Genomic DNA, 18157 nt, shown 5'->3' on the forward strand with positions numbered 1-18157 from the left:
ATGGGCGTCGCTTTTTTTGAACGGGTGTGCTCAGCGTCGCTGCCCGGCCAGTCTGCGCACCACTGTCACCAGTTGGTCGATTTCTTCGAACGTGTTGTAGAACGCCAGCGAAGGGCGCACGGCGGTTTCCACGCCAAAGCGGCGCAAGATAGGCTGGGCGCAGTGGTGGCCGGTGCGCACGGCAATGCCTTCGGCATTCAGTGCCTTGCCTACCTCTTCGGTGGTGTAACCCTCCAGAGTGAAAGACAGCACGCTGGCCTTGCCCGGTACGGTGCCAATCAGGCGCAAACCGGGGATGCTCGCCAGTTGCTGCATGCCGTAGTCCACCAAGGCATGCTCATAGCGGCTGATGTTGGCAATGCCCAAGCGCTCTACATACTCCAGCGCCGCACCCAGGCCCACGGCATCGGCAATATTGCCGGTGCCAGCCTCAAAGGTGTTGGGCAGCGGCTGGAACACGGTTTTCTCGAACGTCACATCGGCAATCATGTTGCCGCCACCTTGCCAGGGCGGCATGTCTTCGAGCACTTGGCGGCGGCCCCACAGCGCACCGATGCCGGTGGGGGCAAAAATCTTATGGCCCGAGAAGACAAAAAAGTCTGCGCCAATGTCTTGCACATCTACGGGAGTGTGCGCAATCGACTGCGCGCCATCTACCAGTGTGGTGATGCCGCGGCGTCTGGCAATCTCCACCACCTGCTTGACAGGCACGACCGTGCCCAGCACGTTGGAGACATGGCCAATCGCGACAATCTTGGTGCGGTCGTTGATGAGTTGTTCGTAGGCATCCAGGCGAATCTGTCCCTGGTCATCAACCGGAATCACGCGCAGCTTAGCGCCCTTGGCCGCAGCCAGCTGCTGCCACGGCACGATGTTGGCATGGTGCTCCAGGTGGCTGACGATGATTTCGTCTCCTTCGCCCACGTGCTTGCCGCCCCAGCTTTTGGCCACCAGATTGATGGCTTCGGTGGTGCCGCGCACAAAGATCACTTCGCGCACATCGGGGGCGTTGATAAAGCGGCGCACCACCTCGCGCGCATGCTCGTAGGCATCGGTGGCGCGGGCAGCCAGTTCATGCGCCGCACGGTGGATGTTGGAGTTCTCGTGCTGATAGAAGTGGCTGATGCGCTCAATCACCTGGCGTGGCTTGTGGGTTGTGGCGGCGTTGTCCAGCCACACCAGTTGTTTGCCGTTGATGCGCTCTTGCAGGATGGGGAAATCACGACGCACGGCCTGTACGTCAAATCCGGGATGGCGGTCTTGCTGGTCCGCTGTGGGTGCAGCATGGGCACCGTGTGGATGCGGTTTGGCCGGGGTGACAAAACCGCTGGGCAGCGTGACGGAATCCACAAAATAAAACTGGGGGGCTGCTGGGGCGTCAGCTGTGATCGTTGCGTCTGGGACAGTACTGGTGACAGGCGCAGCGCCAAGGCGGGGCGGTACATCAGGAAAGGCAGCTGCTCCTGATTGCGGGGTGCCCAGAGCTACCAGTGCCTGATGGCTCAAGGCATCCAGACCTTCGCCCGTGCGGATGGGGACTGCGCCAGATGTGCTGGATGGTGGCTGGTCAATGAATGCAGGAACATCCACCGCTGCGGGGGCTTGTGGGGCACCGTCAGTTGCGCCTGCCAGACGCGGTTCATAGGCGGGCAGTGCAGTGAATGCCTTGTCGGGCACGCCGTTGCCGGCACTGGCGTGCGGAATGACGACGCCCACACGGTTGCCCAGCGACAGCACATAGCTGGGGCTGCTGGGAGTGAAGTTGGCACCCGGAATCTGCCCTTGCACAATCGGTGTGCCTGGAACATTGGGCGACAGGCCGGAAGGGCCGGCCAGTGGCGAGCCACCCGGTGCCAAGTTGACAGGCGGTTGTGCACCAAAAGCGGGTGCGGTTGCGCCAGGCAGGCTGCGAAACAGCTCACTGGCAATGCGTGCCAGCGCCCCCGTGTCCAGCGGTGGTGGTGGGCCGGCGGGCAAGGCTGCCGGTTGGGTATGCGCTTGCGCGGTAGTGGTGCTCAAAACCCCATCTCCTGTTGTGCGTGCAGCTATTGAGTAAGTAGCTGACTGCGCAGTTTTATCTGCATCAGCGGTCATTGTTTGAAAGAGCTGCTCGAGTGGCCCTGCCAACCGAAGATGTGCACGGGATGCGAAGCGCAAAGCCGCTGGCAGTACAGAGGTACGACAAGGCAAGGCGACGACGTATTAAGGCTGTTGGTGTGAGCGGCTCTATTAATGACTGCTGCCTGTGGCTTATTTGTAGGTATCCAGCGCCGAATAGTCGTGGTACTTATTGATCTCTACATCGTCCAGCACGGCCACTGCATCGGGTGTCAGGACGGCCAGCGAGCAGTACAGCGAGATCAGGTAGGACGCAATGGCGTGGTTATTGATGCCCATGAAGCGCACCGACAGACCGGGGCTTTGCTCACCGGGCAAACCGGGCTGGAACAGGCCGACCACGCCCTGTCGGCGGTCGCCCACGCGCAGCAGCAAAATTTTGCTTTTTCCATCGGCCACTGGCACTTTGTCAGACGGAATGAGCGGCACACCGCGCCAGGTAATGAACTGGCTGCCAAACAGGCTCACCGTAGGCGGCGGTGTGCCACGGCGCGTAGCTTCGCGGCCAAAAGCGGCAATGGTCAACGGGTGGGCCAGAAAGAAGGCGGGCTCTTTCCAGACTTTGGTCAGCAATTCGTCCAGATCATCGGGTGTGGGCGCTCCGGTCAAGGGGAAAATGCGCTGCTCGTCACCCACCTGAGCCAGCAGGCCGTAGTCGGGGTTGTTGATTAGCTCGCTTTCCTGGTTTTCCTTGATGGTCTCAATCGTCAGGCGCAGCTGCTCTTTGATCTGGTCGTGCGGGCTGCTGTACAGGTCAGAGATGCGGGTGTGCACATCCAGTACCGTAGAGACAGCGTTCAGAAAGTACTCGCGTGGCTTGGCGTCATAGTCAACATAGGTGCGTGGCAGCTGGTTTTCATGCTGCTTGGCGGTGCAGGTGACTTTGATGTCCTCCGGGTTCTTGACCTGGTTGACACGATAGATGCCCGCCTCCACAGGTACCCATTGCAGCAGGTGAGTGAGCCAACGGGGAGTGATGGTGGACAGCTGGGGGGCCGTCTTGGTGGCATTGGCTAGCTGACGGGCGGCGTTGTCGCCCAAAGCGGTAGTACCGCCAACGGTTGCTGTCATGAACGAAGCTCCTGAGGGATGAATGTCGGGGAGAAAACCAGAGTTTTCAATGGGTGGCGCGTGGCCTCAACCTGCTATAGCCGCCAAGCGCAAGCGTTGGCTTTCGCGCAACAGGCTGATGCGCTCGGTCTGCACAATCAGTTCGGTGGCGCTCATCTGAAAGGCTTGCGCCAATTTGTGCAGGGTGATCAGGGAGGGGCTGACCTGGCCACGTTCAATCTCGCCCAGGTAAGAGCGGTTGAGGTCGGAGTGCCCGGCCAGCTGCTCCTGCGACCAGTTGCGCACCTCGCGTAACTGGCGCACCGCCATGCCAAAGTCTTGAACAAAGTGCTGGGACAGCATGCTTACACCACTGCGTGGGCAGTGGCCGTTTGCACATGGGCCACATGGTGGGCCTGCTGCAAGCTGGCCTGGCTGACGTGGGCACCGGCAGGCACATCGTCCGTGACCCAGACATTGCCGCCAATCACTGCGCCTTGGCCAATAGTGACCCGGCCCAAAATGGTGGCTCCGGCGTAGATCACCACGTCGTCCTGCACGATGGGATGGCGTGCCCAGCCCTTTTGCAGGTGGCCTTGTGCATCTTTGGGAAAACGTTTGGCTCCCAGCGTCACGGCCTGATACAGCCGCACATTGCGGCCAATCACGGTGGTCTCCCCAATCACAACGCCGGTGCCGTGGTCGATAAAAAAGCCTGCATCAATCTGTGCACCGGGGTGAATGTCGATGCCCGTTTGCCCATGTGCCAGCTCAGAGATGATGCGTGCCAGCAGCGGCAGCTGGAGCTGGTAGAAAACATGGGCAATGCGGTGGTGAATCAAAGCCAGCACGCCCGGGTAGCTGAGCACCACTTCATCCACACTGCGTGCTGCCGGGTCACCCTGGAATGCAGCCAGCACGTCGGTATCCAGCAAGCGGCGCAGACTGGGTAAGTTGCGCGCAAAGGTGAGCACAGCTTGCTGGGCCTGTGCCGCAATCTCATGGGCGGGCTGGCCTTCGCCGCGCTGGCGATATTGCAGCTCGGTCAGCGCCTGCGTCTGCAAAGCCTGCAAGGCGGTGTCCAGTGTGTGGCCGACATAAAAGTCTTCCCCCGCGTGGCGCAGATCGGGTGGCCCCAGACGTAGCGGGTAAAGGGCGCCCTTGAGGGCATCGACAGCGTGAGCTATGGCATCGCGCGAGGGAAACTCGCGGTGGCTTTGGTCCGTGCGGTTTTGCTGTTCACGCCATTGATCCCGAACCTGGCGCAGTTGCTGAACGATTTCAGAAATGTTGTAAGTGCTCATGATGGGGTCTTCAAGGATTGAGGGGCTCAGTCCTGCACCCAGGGCAGTCCGTAAAAACGCCAGCCATTGAAGTGGCCGCGCTGTTGCACATCGTCGAGATCGCCTTCGAACCCTTCGCTGACATTGAAGACGTGGGCAATGCCGGCTTTAGTCGCCTCTTGCGCAGCAAGGGCCGAGCGTTTACCGCTGCGGCACAGCAAGAGCACGGCGGGTAACTGGTCGGGCGCAGCCGCCTGACGCAACTGCAAAGCCGCCAGTTCACGCGCAAACCGGGGGTTGCGATTCAGCGCGGTGCCGGTAGCCCATGCCACGTGCAAGCTATCAGGCACACGGCCTACGAATTGACGCTCTTCGGTGGTGCGCACATCAACCAGCAGGGCCAGACCTTGCTGCACCAGTTGCCAGGCCTGCTGGGGAGGGACTGAACCTGCATACGGCAGGTTGTGTTGCTGTGCCAGTGCTTGGGCTTGCTGCAGGGCGGGGGGCAGCGTTGGGATTGCGGTGTCAGTCATGCTGCTAGGTTCCAGTCTTTGCTTCAAAGATTGATGGCGATAGCAGTCATGGTGAGCCAGGTGCAACGGCTTTCCAACGAAGGAAAACAGATGAGCTTCTGCAAAAAACAGTTAAGTCAAAAGGCTCTGGTGGGCGCTCAAGACCACCTTGTGTGTGCAGCGTTTGCTGGTGAAACAGACCAAGCCAAGCCAAGCCAAGAGAGGTGTCTTCTGGCTTGTTTTTCAGCCTGCCAAACAGATGAGTGCATGCGCACATGGACGCGCGCATGCATACGAGCATTCACGGCAGCATGCAAAAAGGCCCTGTCGTAGTGCAACAGGGCCTTGGGTGTGGATGACCGATTGTTAGTTCTTAAGGAAAGGTGGCACTTTTTGGGGCGGGTGAAGGTTCAGAAGCCGCATTGTTCGCCGCAGGTGCTGGTTGATGCAGTTTGTCGGCTGGCACGGGAGTGCCCATGCGCCAGCGGCGCACCACGCGCTGGAAGATCAGCGAATTGGGGATTTGAATCAGTGTGCCGGGGTCGGCCACCGTCGCGTCTTCCAGCGTGGTGTAGAGCAGATTGATGTCTACCACGCGGCCCAGTGCCCCTGGTTTTTCTGCTGTGTCCAGCACTTCAATGTGGTCGCCGACGCGAAAAGGCCCCACCGTAAAAATCAGGAAAGCGCAAAACAGGTTGGACAGCACGCTCCATGCGGCGAAGAAGGCAACGGCACCAACAGTGGCAAACCCCGTAAAGGCTGACCACAGCACACTGGCCGAAACGCCCAGTCGCTCCAAGATCAACAGCACCGAGCCGGCAATAATGAGCCAGCGCACCACGGTGTTGATGGGCATGAGCAGCTCATGCGGGAATTCATAGTGGTCACTGGCACGCTTGATCACACGCCTGAACAGGCGATGCAATACCCAGGCCACAACAATGATCAGCAGCATTTGCAGCACGGGGATGGCAACCTCCAGCCAGTCTTGCATCCATACCGGAAGATGGGCACGCAAAGTGGCAAAACGATCAATCAAAGTCACAACAAAAATTCCAAATTCAATAAAAGCAAAGGGCACCTTGGGGTGCCCTGGGTGGACAGCATGCGCCTGAGGCTAGCGCGTACGCAATTGCTCAATGGTATCCATCTGCATTTCAAAGCTAAAAAACCGGTCTCTGCCTTGGGCTTTAGCGGTGTAGAGCGCCTGGTCTGCGCGCATGATCAGGCTTTCCTGGTCGGTGTTGCTGTCTGGAATGCAGGTGGTGATACCACCGGAGATCGTCAGGAACTCCGAAACCGAACTGGCCGGATGCGGAATGGCCCGTTTGCGCAAGACGTTGCCCAGAGCCCGGGCAAAAGTCATCGCACCAGAGCGCGGGGTACTGGGCAGTAGCAGAGCAAACTCTTCCCCGCCATAGCGAAAAGCCACATCGCGCGGGCGCACACAGACGTCCTGCAGCAAACGGCCCACTTCACGCAGGCAGTCATCACCCTTGAGGTGGCCCAGACTGTCGTTGTAGGTTTTGAAAAAATCCAGATCACACAGCATCAACGTCATGGGTTGCTGCTCCCGGCGCGCTGCATCAATTTCAGAGTGCAAGATGCGCTCCAGTCCCCGGCGGTTGACCAGACCGGTGAGCGGATCTATCTCCACCATGTGATTCAGGCGTTGGTTGGCCTGGCGCAGCTCGGCAGACATGCTGACCAGGCGGCGACGCATATCCAGCAGCCGCTGCATGGCACGCAGTTTGGCCATCAAGACAATCGGTTTGACAGGTTTGACGAGGTAGTCGTCGCCACCGGATTCAATGCCTTGCCAGACGTCCAGATCACTGTCCAGACCTGACAGGAAGATGATTGGTGTCCAGTCTCCGTTCTCGCTTTCACGCAGTCGCCTTGCCACCCAGTAGCCATCTTTGCCTGGCAGACGTATATCCAGCAACACCAGATCGGGACGGTGTTTTTGAAACAACTCCAAAGCGCTGTCTGCATCGTTGGCCTGGTAGACTTCGGTGGCACCGCTGCGCTTGAGCTCGTACGCAATCAGTTGGCGCACTGAGTTTTGATCATCTACCACCAGCACACGAATGTTGGATATTCCTTGCCCGGCAATGTGGATAGTTCCGGGAGCCAGACCTTTTGAACCAAGGATTGCCGGTGGAGGGATAGTCGGGGTATTCATGGGCTGCGCAGAGAAAAAGGCCTGTCACGCTCTGGTTGCGTTGAAAAACAAGGTGTAAAAAAAAGTATACCCAGCCGAGGCCGGGTATACCGTTACATCTTGTACCGCGTCAGCGTCAGACTTGCTCGCGGCGCAGTGCGGGAAACAGGATGACATCACGGATGCTGGCGCTGTCGGTCAGCAGCATCAGCAGGCGGTCAATACCGATACCGCAGCCGCCGGTAGGGGGCATGCCATATTCCAAGGCGCGCACAAAGTCGTGGTCGAAATACATGGCTTCGTCGTCACCGCTGTCCTTGGCTTCCACCTGGGCGTTGAAACGGGCAGCCTGATCTTCGGCGTCATTCAGCTCCGAGAAGCCATTACCAAATTCACGGCCTGTGATGTACAGCTCAAAGCGTTCGGTCACTTCGGGGCGCTCATCGTTGGCGCGGGCCAGCGGGGAAATTTCTGTGGGGTGCTCCATGATGAAGGTGGGGTTCCACAGCTTCTCTTCGACCACTTCTTCGAAGTAAAACACCTGCAGGCTGGCCAGCGATCGGGTCGATAGCTTGTCCTTGTCTTCGCTCATGCCCAGCTTCTTGAGGGCATTGGTCAGCCATTCGCGGCTGGTGACGTTGTCGCCGGCTTCGGTGAACTTGACGATAGCTTCAGGGATGGTCAAGCGCTCGAAAGGCTTGGCCAGATCGACAGGCTTGCCGCCGTACGTGCATTCCAGTGTGCCCACTGCCTTCATGGCTGCGTCGCGTACCAGTTGCTCGGTGTAGTCCATCAGGTCCTGATAGTTCCAGTAGGCCGCATAGAACTCCATCATGGTGAACTCGGGGTTGTGACGCACCGAGATACCTTCGTTACGGAAGTTGCGGTTGATCTCGAACACGCGTTCAAATCCACCAACGATCAGGCGCTTCAAGTACAGCTCGGGCGCAATGCGCAGGTACATCTCCTGGTCCAGCGCATTGTGGTGCGTGACGAAGGGCTTGGCATTGGCGCCGCCGGGGATAGGGTGCAGCATGGGGGTTTCCACTTCCAGGAAACCGTGCTGCACCATGAAGTCACGAATACCGGCCACCGCCTTGCTGCGGGCCATGAAGCGGTTGCGCGCTTCTTCGTTCATCATCAAATCCACGTAGCGCTGGCGCACCTTTTGCTCGGGGTCTGCCATGCCGTGGAACTTGTCGGGCATGGGGCGCAGGCTCTTGGTGAGCATGCGAATCTTGGTGGCCTTGATCGACAGCTCGCCGGTCTTGGTTTTCATCAGCACGCCTTCAACGGCAATGATGTCGCCCAGATCCCACTTCTTGAAGTCGGCGTATACGTCTTCACCTACGGCATCGCGGGTGATGTAGGCCTGAATACGGCCTGTGGCATCTTGCACGGTGGCAAAACTGGCTTTACCCATGACGCGCTTGAGCATCATGCGCCCGCCTACGGAGACGGTGACCGCTTCGGCGTCCAGCGCTTGAGCATCTTTGTCGCCATAGGTTTGAACCAAAGGCAGTGCGCGGTTGGCAGGCTTGAAATCGTTGGGGAACGCCACGCTACCGCTGGCCTTGGAAGACTCGCGCAAGGCTTTGAGTTTTTCGCGGCGCTCAGCGATCAGTTTGTTTTCGTCTTGGGGGGCAGTAACTTCTGCCTCGGGAGTGTTTGGATGTTCAGACATGGATGAGCGCAGCGCTAAGGCTGAGGAGGCAAGCCAAAACCAATGATTTTAGTTTTTTTGCGCTGTTTCAGCATGCCGTTGCCACAATCTCGGCACTTTCTGTGTGAAAGCACGTTGTGACATGGCGTTATTTATTAAATGTATAGCTGTAAGCGCTTGTATTTAAAAGGTTTTAGCAATAAAAGTATCTATAAGTGCTGCTGTGTATGCGCTGGTAGCTATATTTTTAATAAGTCATTGAGAGGCAATGCCAGCCCGCTCCAGTGCATCTGTCACCAGCTCCAGCCGCAACAGCGGGCTGTCAAGCTCCAGCATCTGCAGCTGTAAATGGTCATTCATGGGCAGCAACTCACACCAGCGGTTGGCCACCCACCCGCAATCGAGAAAATGCTGTTCGCTCACATTGTCTAAATGGGGTTGCTCCAGCTTGTGCAGCACTTGCTCAAGCGCGGTGGCTGCGTGGCGCAGGTCTGCTGGAATGGGCACGGGGGCATCGGCGGCCAGCAGCTGCACATCTGCCACCCACAGGCCACTGGGCAGGGGGCGGGCGTGGGTCAGGCGAAACCGGTCTTTGCCAGAGCATTCAATCAGCTCCAGACCGCTGCTGAGGTGTGTTACCGAATCAATATGGGCAATGGTGCCCACAGCGTGGAATGTCTCCAGCGGCTGATCGTGCTGGCGTGTTTCATGGCCACTGCGCAGTGTGACGACACCAAATGGCGCACCTTGCTCACGACAGCAGCGCACCATCATGCGGTAACGTAGCTCAAACACTCGCAACGGCAGATAGCCACCAGGAAACAACACCGTATGCAGCGGAAAAAGTGGCAGAGAAACGAGTGTGAGCGAAGAGGTCATGGTTTCAGATACCTGTACGCTGGCTATGATGACTTGCAGTGCACATGGGGTTGCGTAGGTTGACGCCGCGCGCACTTGCATGTGGGGTGTTTTTATCCACGTAGTTCTTCAACCTTATCGATCTACATGATTGTTCAAATTCTTCAATTTTTGCTGGAAGTCATCAGCGGTCTGATTGCAGGTGCATGCCTGTTGCGGGTGTACATGCAGGCACAGCGCATACCATTTAACAACCCCGTGGGACAGCTGGTTTTTGCGCTGTCCGACTGGATCGTGATGCCGTTGCGCAAAGTCATACCCAATCGCAGTAGATACGATCTGTCCAGCCTGATCGCTGCTGTGGTGGTCGTGCTGGTGCAATACGTGCTGCTGTGGTTGCTGATGGGAGCTGGCGGCAATATTGCTGTGGTGCCATTGCTGGCCTTGTTTGGCTTGCTGCGCATGGTGCTGACCGGTCTGATCGTGATTTTGATTGTGTACGCCATCTTGTCGTGGGTGCAGCCGCATTCGCCCATTGCAGGTGTGTTGCACCGTCTGAGCGAGCCTTTGCTGCGACCATTGCGCAAAGTGATTCCTTTGCTAGGAGGCGTTGACCTTTCGGCACTGGTGGCCATCATCGCGCTGCAGGTGCTGTTGATGATTCTCGGTAATCTGCAGTTCAGCGCGCTGGCGGGTCTGAGCGCTTTTTAAGCTCCATGCGCCTGCAGTGCAGGCGCGAACCTGAAAGCAGGCAATAAAAAAGGCTCCTGACAAGGAGCCTTTTTTTGTAGAGGAACTATTTAGTCTTGCACGACTGCATCGGCAGGCAGACGTTGCAGCATGGCTAGGCTGCTGGCAATGGTACTGCGCAGCTCGCGGCGATCTACGATCATGTCCACGGCACCCTTGTCCTTGAGGAATTCTGAGCGCTGGAAGCCTTCGGGCAGCTTGACGCGTACGGTGGTTTCAATCACACGAGGGCCTGCAAAGCCGATCAGTGCTTTGGGCTCTGCAATCACGATGTCACCAACAAACGCAAAACCGGCAGACACACCACCCATGGTGGGGTCGGTCAGCACGGAGATATAGGGCAGGCCCTTTTTGGCCAGACGTGTCAGCGCTGCATTGGTTTTGGCCATTTGCATCAGTGACAACAGGCCTTCCTGCATGCGCGCACCACCGGTGGCGGTAAAGCACAGGAAAGGCACTTTTTGCTCAATGGCAGTCTCTACACCGCGCACAAAACGCTCGCCAACGACAGAACCCATAGAGCCGCCCATGAAGTCGAACTCAAAGCAGGCTGCAACCACTTCAATGCCCTTGACTGCGCCACCCATGACGATCAGAGCATCGGTTTCGCCTGTGTTTTCCAGCGCTTCTTTCAGGCGCTGGGGGTACTTGCGGCTGTCTTGAAACTTCAATGGGTCAACGGGAATGACTTCTTGACCAATTTCATAGCGGCCTTCGCCGTCCAGGAAATGGTTCAAGCGGGCGCGCGCACCAATGCGGTGGTGATGGCCACAGGTGGGGCATACGTTCTGGTTGCTTTCCAGATCGGTCTTGTAGAGCACCGACTCACAGCTGGGGCACTTGACCCACAGGCCTTCAGGGATCTGCTGGATGCGATCCTTGGGTTCGGTTTGCTGAATTTTGGCAGGCAGAAGTTTTTCGAGCCAGGACATACGGTTTCCTCTTCAAGGCGATCAGACTGCGCGAGAAGGGCACGCGCAGCCAAGGGTCGCATTATGCGTCCATCGTTTTGCGCACACCGCGCAAGAAATCAATGGCAAGCGGGACAATTTTTTCGTGGGGTTGATCTTCCAGCAACTGGATGATCTTGCTGCCAATGATGGCAGCATCGGCGATTTGGGCCACTGCATGGGCTGTCTGGGCATCACGGATGCCAAAGCCAACACCAACAGGCAAAGCCACATGCTTTTTGATGCGAGGCATCATTTCAGCCACAGCCTCAATGTCCAGAGCATTAGAGCCTGTTACGCCTTTGAGCGAGACGTAATAAACATAGCCACTGGCAATACGCGCCACTTGCTGGATGCGCTCATCCGTGCTGGTTGGAGCCAGCAAGAAGATTTGATCCATCTGTTTGGCGCGCAGTTTGGCTGCAAATACTTCGCTTTCTTCGGGGGGGTAGTCCACCACCAAGATGCCATCTACGCCAGCTTCAGATGCATCGTTGATGAAAGCTTCATCTCCGTGCACCTGGTCGTAGCGCTCGATAGGGTTGGCGTAGCCCATCAGCACCACAGGCGTGGTGTGGTTCTTTTGACGGAACTCACGCACATAACCCAGTACGTGCTTGAGACCTACGCCATTGGCAATTGCACGATCTCCGGCCTTTTGGATGACAGGGCCGTCAGCCATGGGGTCGGAAAAGGGAACGCCCAGCTCAATGATGTCTGAGCCAGCTTCCACCATGCCGTGCATGAGGGAAGGGGTAATGGCTGCAAACGGAAAGCCCGCAGTCACAAAAGGAATCAATGCCTTGCGGCCTTCTTCATTCAGTTTTTCAAAGGTGGCGGCAATACGGCCTGTGTTCGGGCTCATGCTGTTGGCCCTCCCTTCACGGTCAGACCGCGCATGGAGGGGCGGTCATAAAAATCTTCACCTGACAGGTCTGCCACGGTGCCAATGTCCTTGTCACCACGACCAGACAGGTTGACCAGGATGGACTGCTCGGGCTTCATGGTTTTTGCCAACTTCATGGCATAAGCCACTGCGTGGCTCGATTCCAGCGCAGGAATGATGCCTTCAGCGCGGCACAGGTAGTGGAACGCTTCCAGCGCTTCCTGGTCGGTAATGCCCACGTAGGTGGCGCGACCAAGTTCTTGCAGCCATGCATGCTCGGGGCCCACGCCGGGGTAGTCCAGACCAGCACTGATGGAGTGTGTCTCCAGAATCTGCCCATTGTCATCTTGCATGATGAACGTGCGGTTGCCGTGCAGCACGCCAGAGCTGCCTTTTTGCAAGGAGGCCGAATGCTTGCCGGTGTCCAGCCCCTCGCCTGCCGCTTCCACACCAATGAGCTGGGTGTTTTCAAACGGAATGTAGGGGTAGAAGATGCCCATGGCGTTAGAGCCACCACCGACGCAGGCGACCACGACGTCAGGCTGCTCATTGGCCATCTTCAATTCCTGGAAGATTTCAGGCATCTGCGTGAGGCACTCGGTGCCAATCACGCTTTGAAAATCTCGCACCATGGCCGGGTAGGGCGCAGGGCCAGCCACCGTGCCGATGATGTAGAAAGTGCTGTCCACGTTGGCCACCCAGTCGCGCATGGCTTCGTTGAGTGCGTCTTTGAGTGTCTTGGAGCCGGATTCCACAGGAATCACGGTGGCTCCCAGCAACTTCATGCGATAGACATTGGGGCTTTGGCGCTTGACGTCTTCGGCTCCCATGTACACCACGCATTCCAGGCCGTAGCGGGCGCAGATGGTGGCTGTTGCAACTCCGTGCTGGCCAGCGCCTGTCTCCGCAATGATGCGGGGCTTGCCCATGCGCTTGGCTAGCATGGCCTGACCAATTACGTTATTGATCTTGTGCGCGCCGGTGTGGTTGAGGTCTTCGCGCTTGAGGTAGATCTGCGCACCGCCCATCTCACGGGACATGCGGGCTGCGTGATAGACCGGTGATGGGCGACCCACAAAGTGGGCCAGCTCTGATTTGAATTCAGCAACGAATTCAGGATCGTTTTGGTACTTGGCATAGGCTTGGCGCAACTCGACCAGAGCATGGGTCAGTGTTTCGCTGGCAAAGCTGCCGCCATAGGAGCCGAAATGGCCGTTGGCATCGGGGTAGGAATATTCGAACATCAGGATTAGGGGGCAATTTGAGCATCGGCGGCACGTACGGCAGCAACGAAGCGTTGGATTTTTTCAGCATCCTTGATGCCCTTGAGCGGTAGTCCGTCAGGGCTGGTGGCTTCTACGCCGGAGCTGACATCAACTGCCAAAGACAGGCAGCGGGGTCGTACTTGACGGATGCCATCGGTCACGTTTGCAGGCGTAAGCCCACCAGACAAAACGAGGTGAGCGTTGACGCTTGTTGGAAGCAGTGACCAATTGAATGCTTTGCCTGCACCACCGTAGCCGTCCACATGGGCGTCTAACAAAATGGCCTGGGCCTGAGAGTATTGATCTGCGTATTTTACGAGGTCAAAGCCCTTGGCGTCGTCGCCTAGGGGAATGCGTGCTGCGCGCACAAAGCGATGGCGTCCATTTTGTGTGGCCGTGGCGCAGCTTTGTGGCGTTTCGTCCCCGTGAAATTGCAGTAAAGCATGGGGAATAGCGTTTAACGCGGCATTAACTTCGGTGATGGCTGCGTTGACAAAAAGCAGCACAGGGGTGACGAACGGTGGCAACCGCTGTGCCAATTGGACAGCCTGCTGCAGATTGACGGCCCTAGGGCTGGGTGCATACAGCACAAAACCCACAGCATCTGCGCCAGCGGCAACTGCTGCATCCACATCGCATGCGCGGGTGAGGCCGCAGATTTTGATGCGCGTGCGAGAAATAGGAGCGTTTAGCGCTTGATGCATATGCGATTGGGGCAGTTTTTTGCTTAAGGTAGCCAGTCAAAGCCGGGGACGCGGTCAGGCAGATTCCACTTCGAATCGTACACGGGGCCCATGAAATAAAGGCCATGGGGCGAGAAGGTGGGTGCTGCCGCATCACGTGAGCGGGCTGCCAGTACTTCTAACATCCATTCAGGCCGATAAGAGCCCTCGCCCACAGCAATCAGGCAGCCCATGATGTTGCGCACCATGTGATGCAAGAACGCTGTGCCCTCAAACTCAAAATGCCAATAGCAGCATTCCATCTCGCGGTGCAGGGATGACACCACGGAACGGCGCGTGATATCAATACGGTGCAGGGTTTTGACGGGCGTTAAGGCCTGACAGGCTGCGGCACGGAAGGAAGAAAAATCGTGCTCGCCGATCAAGTAAGAGGCGGCTTGGCGCATGGCATCGCCATTGAGCTCATTGAACACCCATCCCACGCGGCCCGCTTCTACGCTGGGGCGAACAGGCGACTGCAGCAGCACATAGGCGTAGCGGCGAGAGGTAGCGCATGCGCGGCTGTGGAAAGCTGCAGGCACCTCGCGCGCCCACTGCACGGCAATGTCAGGTGGCAAAAAGGTGTTGGTGCCGCGCACCCACGAGCTTTCAGGGCGCTGTAGCTCCGTATCAAAGTGCACGACTTGCATAAGTCCGTGCACCCCTGAGTCCGTGCGCCCTGCGCACAAAGTAGACACAGCATGCGTAGCAAAGCGGCCTAGGGCCGCTTCGAGTTTGTCTTGAACGGTTTTGCCGTTCGTTTGGCTTTGCCAGCCGTTGTAGGTCTGGCCGTTGTAGCTTACCCCTAGGGCTATGCGCATGGCGGCTCCTGGGCAAGCGGCTGTGCCGCTTCAGAAAAAATACAGTAGTTCAATCAATTTCAGACAGCATCTTTTGTGCGCGTTCCTTGAGCGGGCCGCTGGCTTCTGCCAGAACTTCCTCAATCAGAGATCTCGCACCTTCGCTGTCGCCGATAGCGTTGAATTCCTGAGCCAAGTCGAGCTTGGTGGACAGGGGGTCATCGGCGAGATTGTGCACCGGCTCGGCTTGTGCTGCAGATTCAGGGGTTGCACCCAGGTCCAGATCCAGAGAGCCAAGGTCAAATTCATCGCCTGCGACAGCGGCAGCGGCAGGTACTTCAGCCACTGGTGTGGCAGGAGCCTGGGGGTCTTTGGCGGCAGCAGGGTTGTCAAGATCAAAATCCAGACCGTCGTCCTGGTGCGTATCTGCTGCTGCAGGGGTGGTGGTGGATGCAGGAGGTATTTCGAAGCCGGACAAGTCCAGATCCAGATCACCCAGCTCTTGCGCCGTATTGTCCTCAGCCATCAGGGTGTCTTGCACCAGGGTGGGCGGCTCCAAATCGGTGAGATCAGTTACATCCAGCTGGCTGTCCAAGGTGTTTGGACGATCCAGCGCAGCAAAGTCATCATCAGAGGGCAAAGGCGCGGCAGCAGGTATGTCTGCTGCGCTGGTCTGGCTGGCCAAACCGTCATCAGGCAGGTCCAGATTCAGATCAATATCAGGGATCGTGTTTGCAGCGGCAGCGGCCACCGCAGTGGTGGCAACTGCGCTGCCTGCGGTATCTGGCTTGATGGTGTTCAAGGCAGCCGCGAATGCAGACGTTGGCTTGCTGGCCGCAGTGCCCGCAGCAGAGCTGGCGGCTGCAAAGAATGGGTTGGTCGGGTCCATGTTGCGGCCCATCTCAACCACGCGTTGCCACTCTGGATCGTGGCTCTGGCTGACATGCTGCATGGTCTGCGCGATGCTTTCCAGTGCTTTGATGTCGTTGCGTTTGACGTAGATTTCTGCCAGCTTGACATGGATAGACAAGCGTTCAGGCTGGTTGCGCAAGGCCTCTTTCAGAATTTCTTCTGCTTGAACGTCGCGGCCATAAGCCAAATAAACATCCGCTTCAGCCACGGCATCAACATCTCCGCCGCCATCCAGCTGGCTCGGGGCGTAGGCCATGGTAGAGGCGCCTGTGTCGGCATTGTTGGTGTCTACCTGCTGTCCGCCGCTGCTACCGAAAAAAGAATCCGGGTGCAACTGGCTATCGCCCATGCTTGGGTCTGCAGCAGCTTGCGCAGCACGACGGCGCTTCCAGGCGCTGTAGCCCAAAAAGCCCAGTAACAAAGCGATCAGGCCACCGCCTGCGGGGATCAGCGGGTTGTCCAGCAAATCGTCAACGAAAGACGGTGCAGCCGGTGCGGGAGTGATGGCCGGAGCTGGTTTCTTTTGCACAGCAGGCTTTGCTGCGCTGTCAGCGGCTGCCACTGGAGCTTGAGGCTCAGCTTGCGCTGTGGCCTCTGTGGGGCTATCAGTTCTATCAGTTGCCGAGCTGGATGGCTCAGTGACCGAAGGGGTGGCCACTTCGATGGTGGGCGCAGCAGACGCAGAATCGGCTGCGTCTGCTTGTGCTGGGGGTGTGGCAGGTGCTGGTGCACTGTCTGCAGCAGAGGCCGGTGGCGTGCTGGCAGCCGTGGTGCTGGTGTTTTGCGTCAGTTCATTGAGTTCTGCCAAATTGCGCTGCAATTCATTGAGACGATTGCTCTGGTCATTGGCTTGCTTTTGCGCGGCCAGTTTTTCGTCTGAAGCTGCAGCGCTTTGTACGGAACTCTTGGATAAAGTCAGCTTGTCAGGTGTGCCGGCTGCGGGGCTGGCATCTTCGACATGGGCCTGGACCTGCCCACCAGAGCTGCGATCGGCGGCCTGGACGGCGGCCTGTGGAGCCTTGGAGGCCAGGCTGCGGCGGTAGGCATTGAAGTCACGGCTTTGTGCCGCGACGATCTTGCGTGCTTCTGTTGCAGACGTTTGCAGCGCCTGCTCGCGGCTGGGCATTTGCACTACAGCGCCTGCACGGATGCGGTTCACGTTGCCATTGATAAAGGCAGTGGGGTTGCTTTGCAGCATGGCCACCAGCATCTGGTCCAGCGAAACCCCTGTGGGGCGGTTGGCGTTGGCAATCTGGCCTGCGGTATCGCCAGAGCGCACGCGCGTTGATTTTTCAGCGGGCTCTGCTGCTGGCGCGCTGACCGCTGGGGCGGGTGCAGGGCGTGTGGCCCGCTGAGGAGCTGTGCTGCTGGATGCATAGCTGCGGCCCGCAACTGAAGCAGGTGCCGGGGCCGCGATCTGCGCAGCCTGCGCAGGGGCTGCGGCGGTACGCTGGCTGGAAGGCGGGTCGAGCAGTACGGTGTAGCTGCGCACCAAGTGCCCGGTACTCCACTGTGTCTCAAGCACCAGATCAATAAACGGATCCTGAAGCGGTGTGTTGCTGCTCAGGCGCAGGCTGGCAGTGCCATCGGCGTTACGGTGCAGCTGTACCTGGATGGAGCGTGCAGCGTTGCTGTAGTCCATGCCTTGTGCACGGAAAATTTCAGGCGATGCAATCTGAGCCGCCAAGCTATTGAGCTCAGCGGTGGTGGCTTGTGGAATGGCAATTTCGGCACGCAGTGTTTCACCCAGGGCAGATTGCACCCGGATAGAGCCTAGTGCCAAGGCGGCGGCATCGGTGGGTGTCAGTGCAGCAGAGACGAAGGCGGCTGCGGCCAGAGCTGAAAGTTTCCAACGATGCATGTTTGCGGTCACGTTCAAAATAATGTTGCACCGCATAGCTTGCGGTGAGTGTCTTTTCGGTATGGCAAGACCAGTCTCTCCCGCTGGCAAGGCACTGATAAAGACCATAGCAGCATTGCCAGGGGGTGACAAGCAAGCTTAAAACACGAAAAGGATGTGTTGTGCCGTGCTGGGAGCTGGATGGGGGAGATTATGACAAGCCAAAGTGCTGAACTTGCAACTGAGCGCATCCATTGACTACGCAGGGGGACATTTCTAGCTGTACAGGAGTGTGATAGTTCTTTGCGCACAGTGGGGCTGCGGCGTTGCCGCTGAACGACAAGCCTGCTGCGGTGCAGACCCGGCCAAAAAAAAGAGGAAGCC

16 protein-coding genes are annotated in these 18157 nt (G+C 58.0%); 1 reads left to right on the forward strand and 15 read right to left on the reverse strand.

What is annotated here, in order from left to right:
- Positions 1-30: 30 nt before the first annotated feature.
- From IB213_RS06860 to IB213_RS06900, 9 genes are all read right to left on the reverse strand, one after another.
- Positions 31-2019 (reverse strand): family 2A encapsulin nanocompartment cargo protein cysteine desulfurase, encoded by a 1989-nt coding sequence (locus IB213_RS06860; protein ID WP_370551183.1) that lies wholly within the window; start codon positions 2017-2019, stop codon positions 31-33.
- 231 nt (positions 2020-2250) lie between these two features.
- Complete coding sequence (locus IB213_RS06865; protein ID WP_191723082.1) at positions 2251-3189, reverse strand: family 2A encapsulin nanocompartment shell protein; 939 nt, start codon at positions 3187-3189, stop codon at positions 2251-2253.
- A gap of 66 nt (positions 3190-3255) precedes the next feature.
- Positions 3256-3531, reverse strand: coding sequence for a helix-turn-helix domain-containing protein (locus tag IB213_RS06870; protein ID WP_191723081.1), 276 nt, complete (start codon positions 3529-3531; stop codon positions 3256-3258).
- 2 nt (positions 3532-3533) lie between these two features.
- Positions 3534-4472, reverse strand: a complete 939-nt coding sequence (epsC, locus tag IB213_RS06875) for a serine O-acetyltransferase EpsC (RefSeq protein WP_191723080.1) — start codon at positions 4470-4472, stop codon at positions 3534-3536.
- 26 nt (positions 4473-4498) lie between these two features.
- A complete protein-coding gene (locus tag IB213_RS06880) occupies positions 4499-4984 on the reverse strand; it encodes a rhodanese-like domain-containing protein (RefSeq protein ID WP_192405815.1) in 486 nt (161 codons plus the stop codon).
- Positions 4985-5336: 352 nt separating this feature from the next.
- Positions 5337-5957, reverse strand: coding sequence for a mechanosensitive ion channel family protein (locus tag IB213_RS06885; protein WP_191723268.1), 621 nt, complete (start codon positions 5955-5957; stop codon positions 5337-5339).
- Between the two features lie 123 nt (positions 5958-6080).
- Entirely contained in the window at positions 6081-7148 is a 1068-nt protein-coding gene (locus IB213_RS06890; protein WP_192405816.1) for a diguanylate cyclase domain-containing protein, read from the reverse strand.
- 115 nt (positions 7149-7263) lie between these two features.
- Positions 7264-8811, reverse strand: a complete 1548-nt coding sequence (lysS, locus tag IB213_RS06895) for a lysine--tRNA ligase (protein ID WP_192405817.1) — start codon at positions 8809-8811, stop codon at positions 7264-7266.
- 234 nt (positions 8812-9045) lie between these two features.
- Positions 9046-9669, reverse strand: coding sequence for an LON peptidase substrate-binding domain-containing protein (locus IB213_RS06900; RefSeq protein ID WP_192405818.1), 624 nt, complete (start codon positions 9667-9669; stop codon positions 9046-9048).
- Positions 9670-9795: 126 nt separating this feature from the next.
- Between IB213_RS06900 and IB213_RS06905 the strand changes: the two genes are divergently transcribed.
- On the forward strand, positions 9796-10359 hold the full coding sequence (locus IB213_RS06905; RefSeq protein ID WP_192405819.1) for a YggT family protein: 564 nt from the start codon (positions 9796-9798) through the stop codon (positions 10357-10359).
- 89 nt (positions 10360-10448) lie between these two features.
- Here IB213_RS06905 and accD read toward each other — a convergent pair whose 3' ends face one another.
- The 6 genes from accD to IB213_RS06935 form a co-directional block, all read right to left on the reverse strand.
- Entirely contained in the window at positions 10449-11330 is an 882-nt protein-coding gene (gene accD / locus IB213_RS06910; protein ID WP_191723074.1) for an acetyl-CoA carboxylase, carboxyltransferase subunit beta, read from the reverse strand.
- Between the two features lie 61 nt (positions 11331-11391).
- Positions 11392-12213, reverse strand: coding sequence for a tryptophan synthase subunit alpha (gene trpA / locus IB213_RS06915; protein WP_191723073.1), 822 nt, complete (start codon positions 12211-12213; stop codon positions 11392-11394).
- On the reverse strand, positions 12210-13478 hold the full coding sequence (gene trpB / locus IB213_RS06920; protein WP_191723072.1) for a tryptophan synthase subunit beta: 1269 nt from the start codon (positions 13476-13478) through the stop codon (positions 12210-12212). Before trpB ends, trpA begins: the two co-directional genes overlap by 4 nt.
- A gap of 5 nt (positions 13479-13483) precedes the next feature.
- Positions 13484-14203: a phosphoribosylanthranilate isomerase gene (locus tag IB213_RS06925; protein WP_191723071.1), complete on the reverse strand. Its 720-nt coding sequence runs from the start codon at positions 14201-14203 to the stop codon at positions 13484-13486.
- 23 nt (positions 14204-14226) lie between these two features.
- Positions 14227-15042 carry a tRNA pseudouridine(38-40) synthase TruA gene (truA, locus tag IB213_RS06930; RefSeq protein ID WP_191723070.1) on the reverse strand — a complete coding sequence of 272 codons (816 nt, stop codon included), beginning with the start codon at positions 15040-15042 and terminating at the stop codon, positions 14227-14229.
- A gap of 49 nt (positions 15043-15091) precedes the next feature.
- Entirely contained in the window at positions 15092-17794 is a 2703-nt protein-coding gene (locus tag IB213_RS06935) for a FimV/HubP family polar landmark protein (RefSeq protein ID WP_192405820.1), read from the reverse strand.
- Positions 17795-18157: the final 363 nt, after the last annotated feature.

This window comes from Comamonas sp. CMM02 (assembly GCF_014851485.1).
Classification (GTDB): domain Bacteria; phylum Pseudomonadota; class Gammaproteobacteria; order Burkholderiales; family Burkholderiaceae_C; genus Comamonas; species Comamonas avium.

Coding starts and splice junctions, on each gene's coding strand:
- IB213_RS06865 (WP_191723082.1), bottom strand. CDS start 3,189: ATGACAGCAACCGTTGGCGGTACTACCGCTTTGGGCGACAACGCCGCC.
- IB213_RS06870 (WP_191723081.1), bottom strand. CDS start 3,531: ATGCTGTCCCAGCACTTTGTTCAAGACTTTGGCATGGCGGTGCGCCAG.
- epsC (WP_191723080.1), bottom strand. CDS start 4,472: ATGAGCACTTACAACATTTCTGAAATCGTTCAGCAACTGCGCCAGGTT.
- IB213_RS06880 (WP_192405815.1), bottom strand. CDS start 4,984: ATGACTGACACCGCAATCCCAACGCTGCCCCCCGCCCTGCAGCAAGCC.
- IB213_RS06885 (WP_191723268.1), bottom strand. CDS start 5,957: ATGCAAGACTGGCTGGAGGTTGCCATCCCCGTGCTGCAAATGCTGCTG.
- IB213_RS06890 (WP_192405816.1), bottom strand. CDS start 7,148: ATGAATACCCCGACTATCCCTCCACCGGCAATCCTTGGTTCAAAAGGT.
- lysS (WP_192405817.1), bottom strand. CDS start 8,811: ATGTCTGAACATCCAAACACTCCCGAGGCAGAAGTTACTGCCCCCCAA.
- IB213_RS06900 (WP_192405818.1), bottom strand. CDS start 9,669: ATGACCTCTTCGCTCACACTCGTTTCTCTGCCACTTTTTCCGCTGCAT.
- IB213_RS06905 (WP_192405819.1), top strand. CDS start 9,796: ATGATTGTTCAAATTCTTCAATTTTTGCTGGAAGTCATCAGCGGTCTG.
- accD (WP_191723074.1), bottom strand. CDS start 11,330: ATGTCCTGGCTCGAAAAACTTCTGCCTGCCAAAATTCAGCAAACCGAA.
- trpA (WP_191723073.1), bottom strand. CDS start 12,213: ATGAGCCCGAACACAGGCCGTATTGCCGCCACCTTTGAAAAACTGAAT.
- trpB (WP_191723072.1), bottom strand. CDS start 13,478: ATGTTCGAATATTCCTACCCCGATGCCAACGGCCATTTCGGCTCCTAT.
- IB213_RS06925 (WP_191723071.1), bottom strand. CDS start 14,203: ATGCATCAAGCGCTAAACGCTCCTATTTCTCGCACGCGCATCAAAATC.
- truA (WP_191723070.1), bottom strand. CDS start 15,042: ATGCGCATAGCCCTAGGGGTAAGCTACAACGGCCAGACCTACAACGGC.
- IB213_RS06935 (WP_192405820.1), bottom strand. CDS start 17,794: ATGCATCGTTGGAAACTTTCAGCTCTGGCCGCAGCCGCCTTCGTCTCT.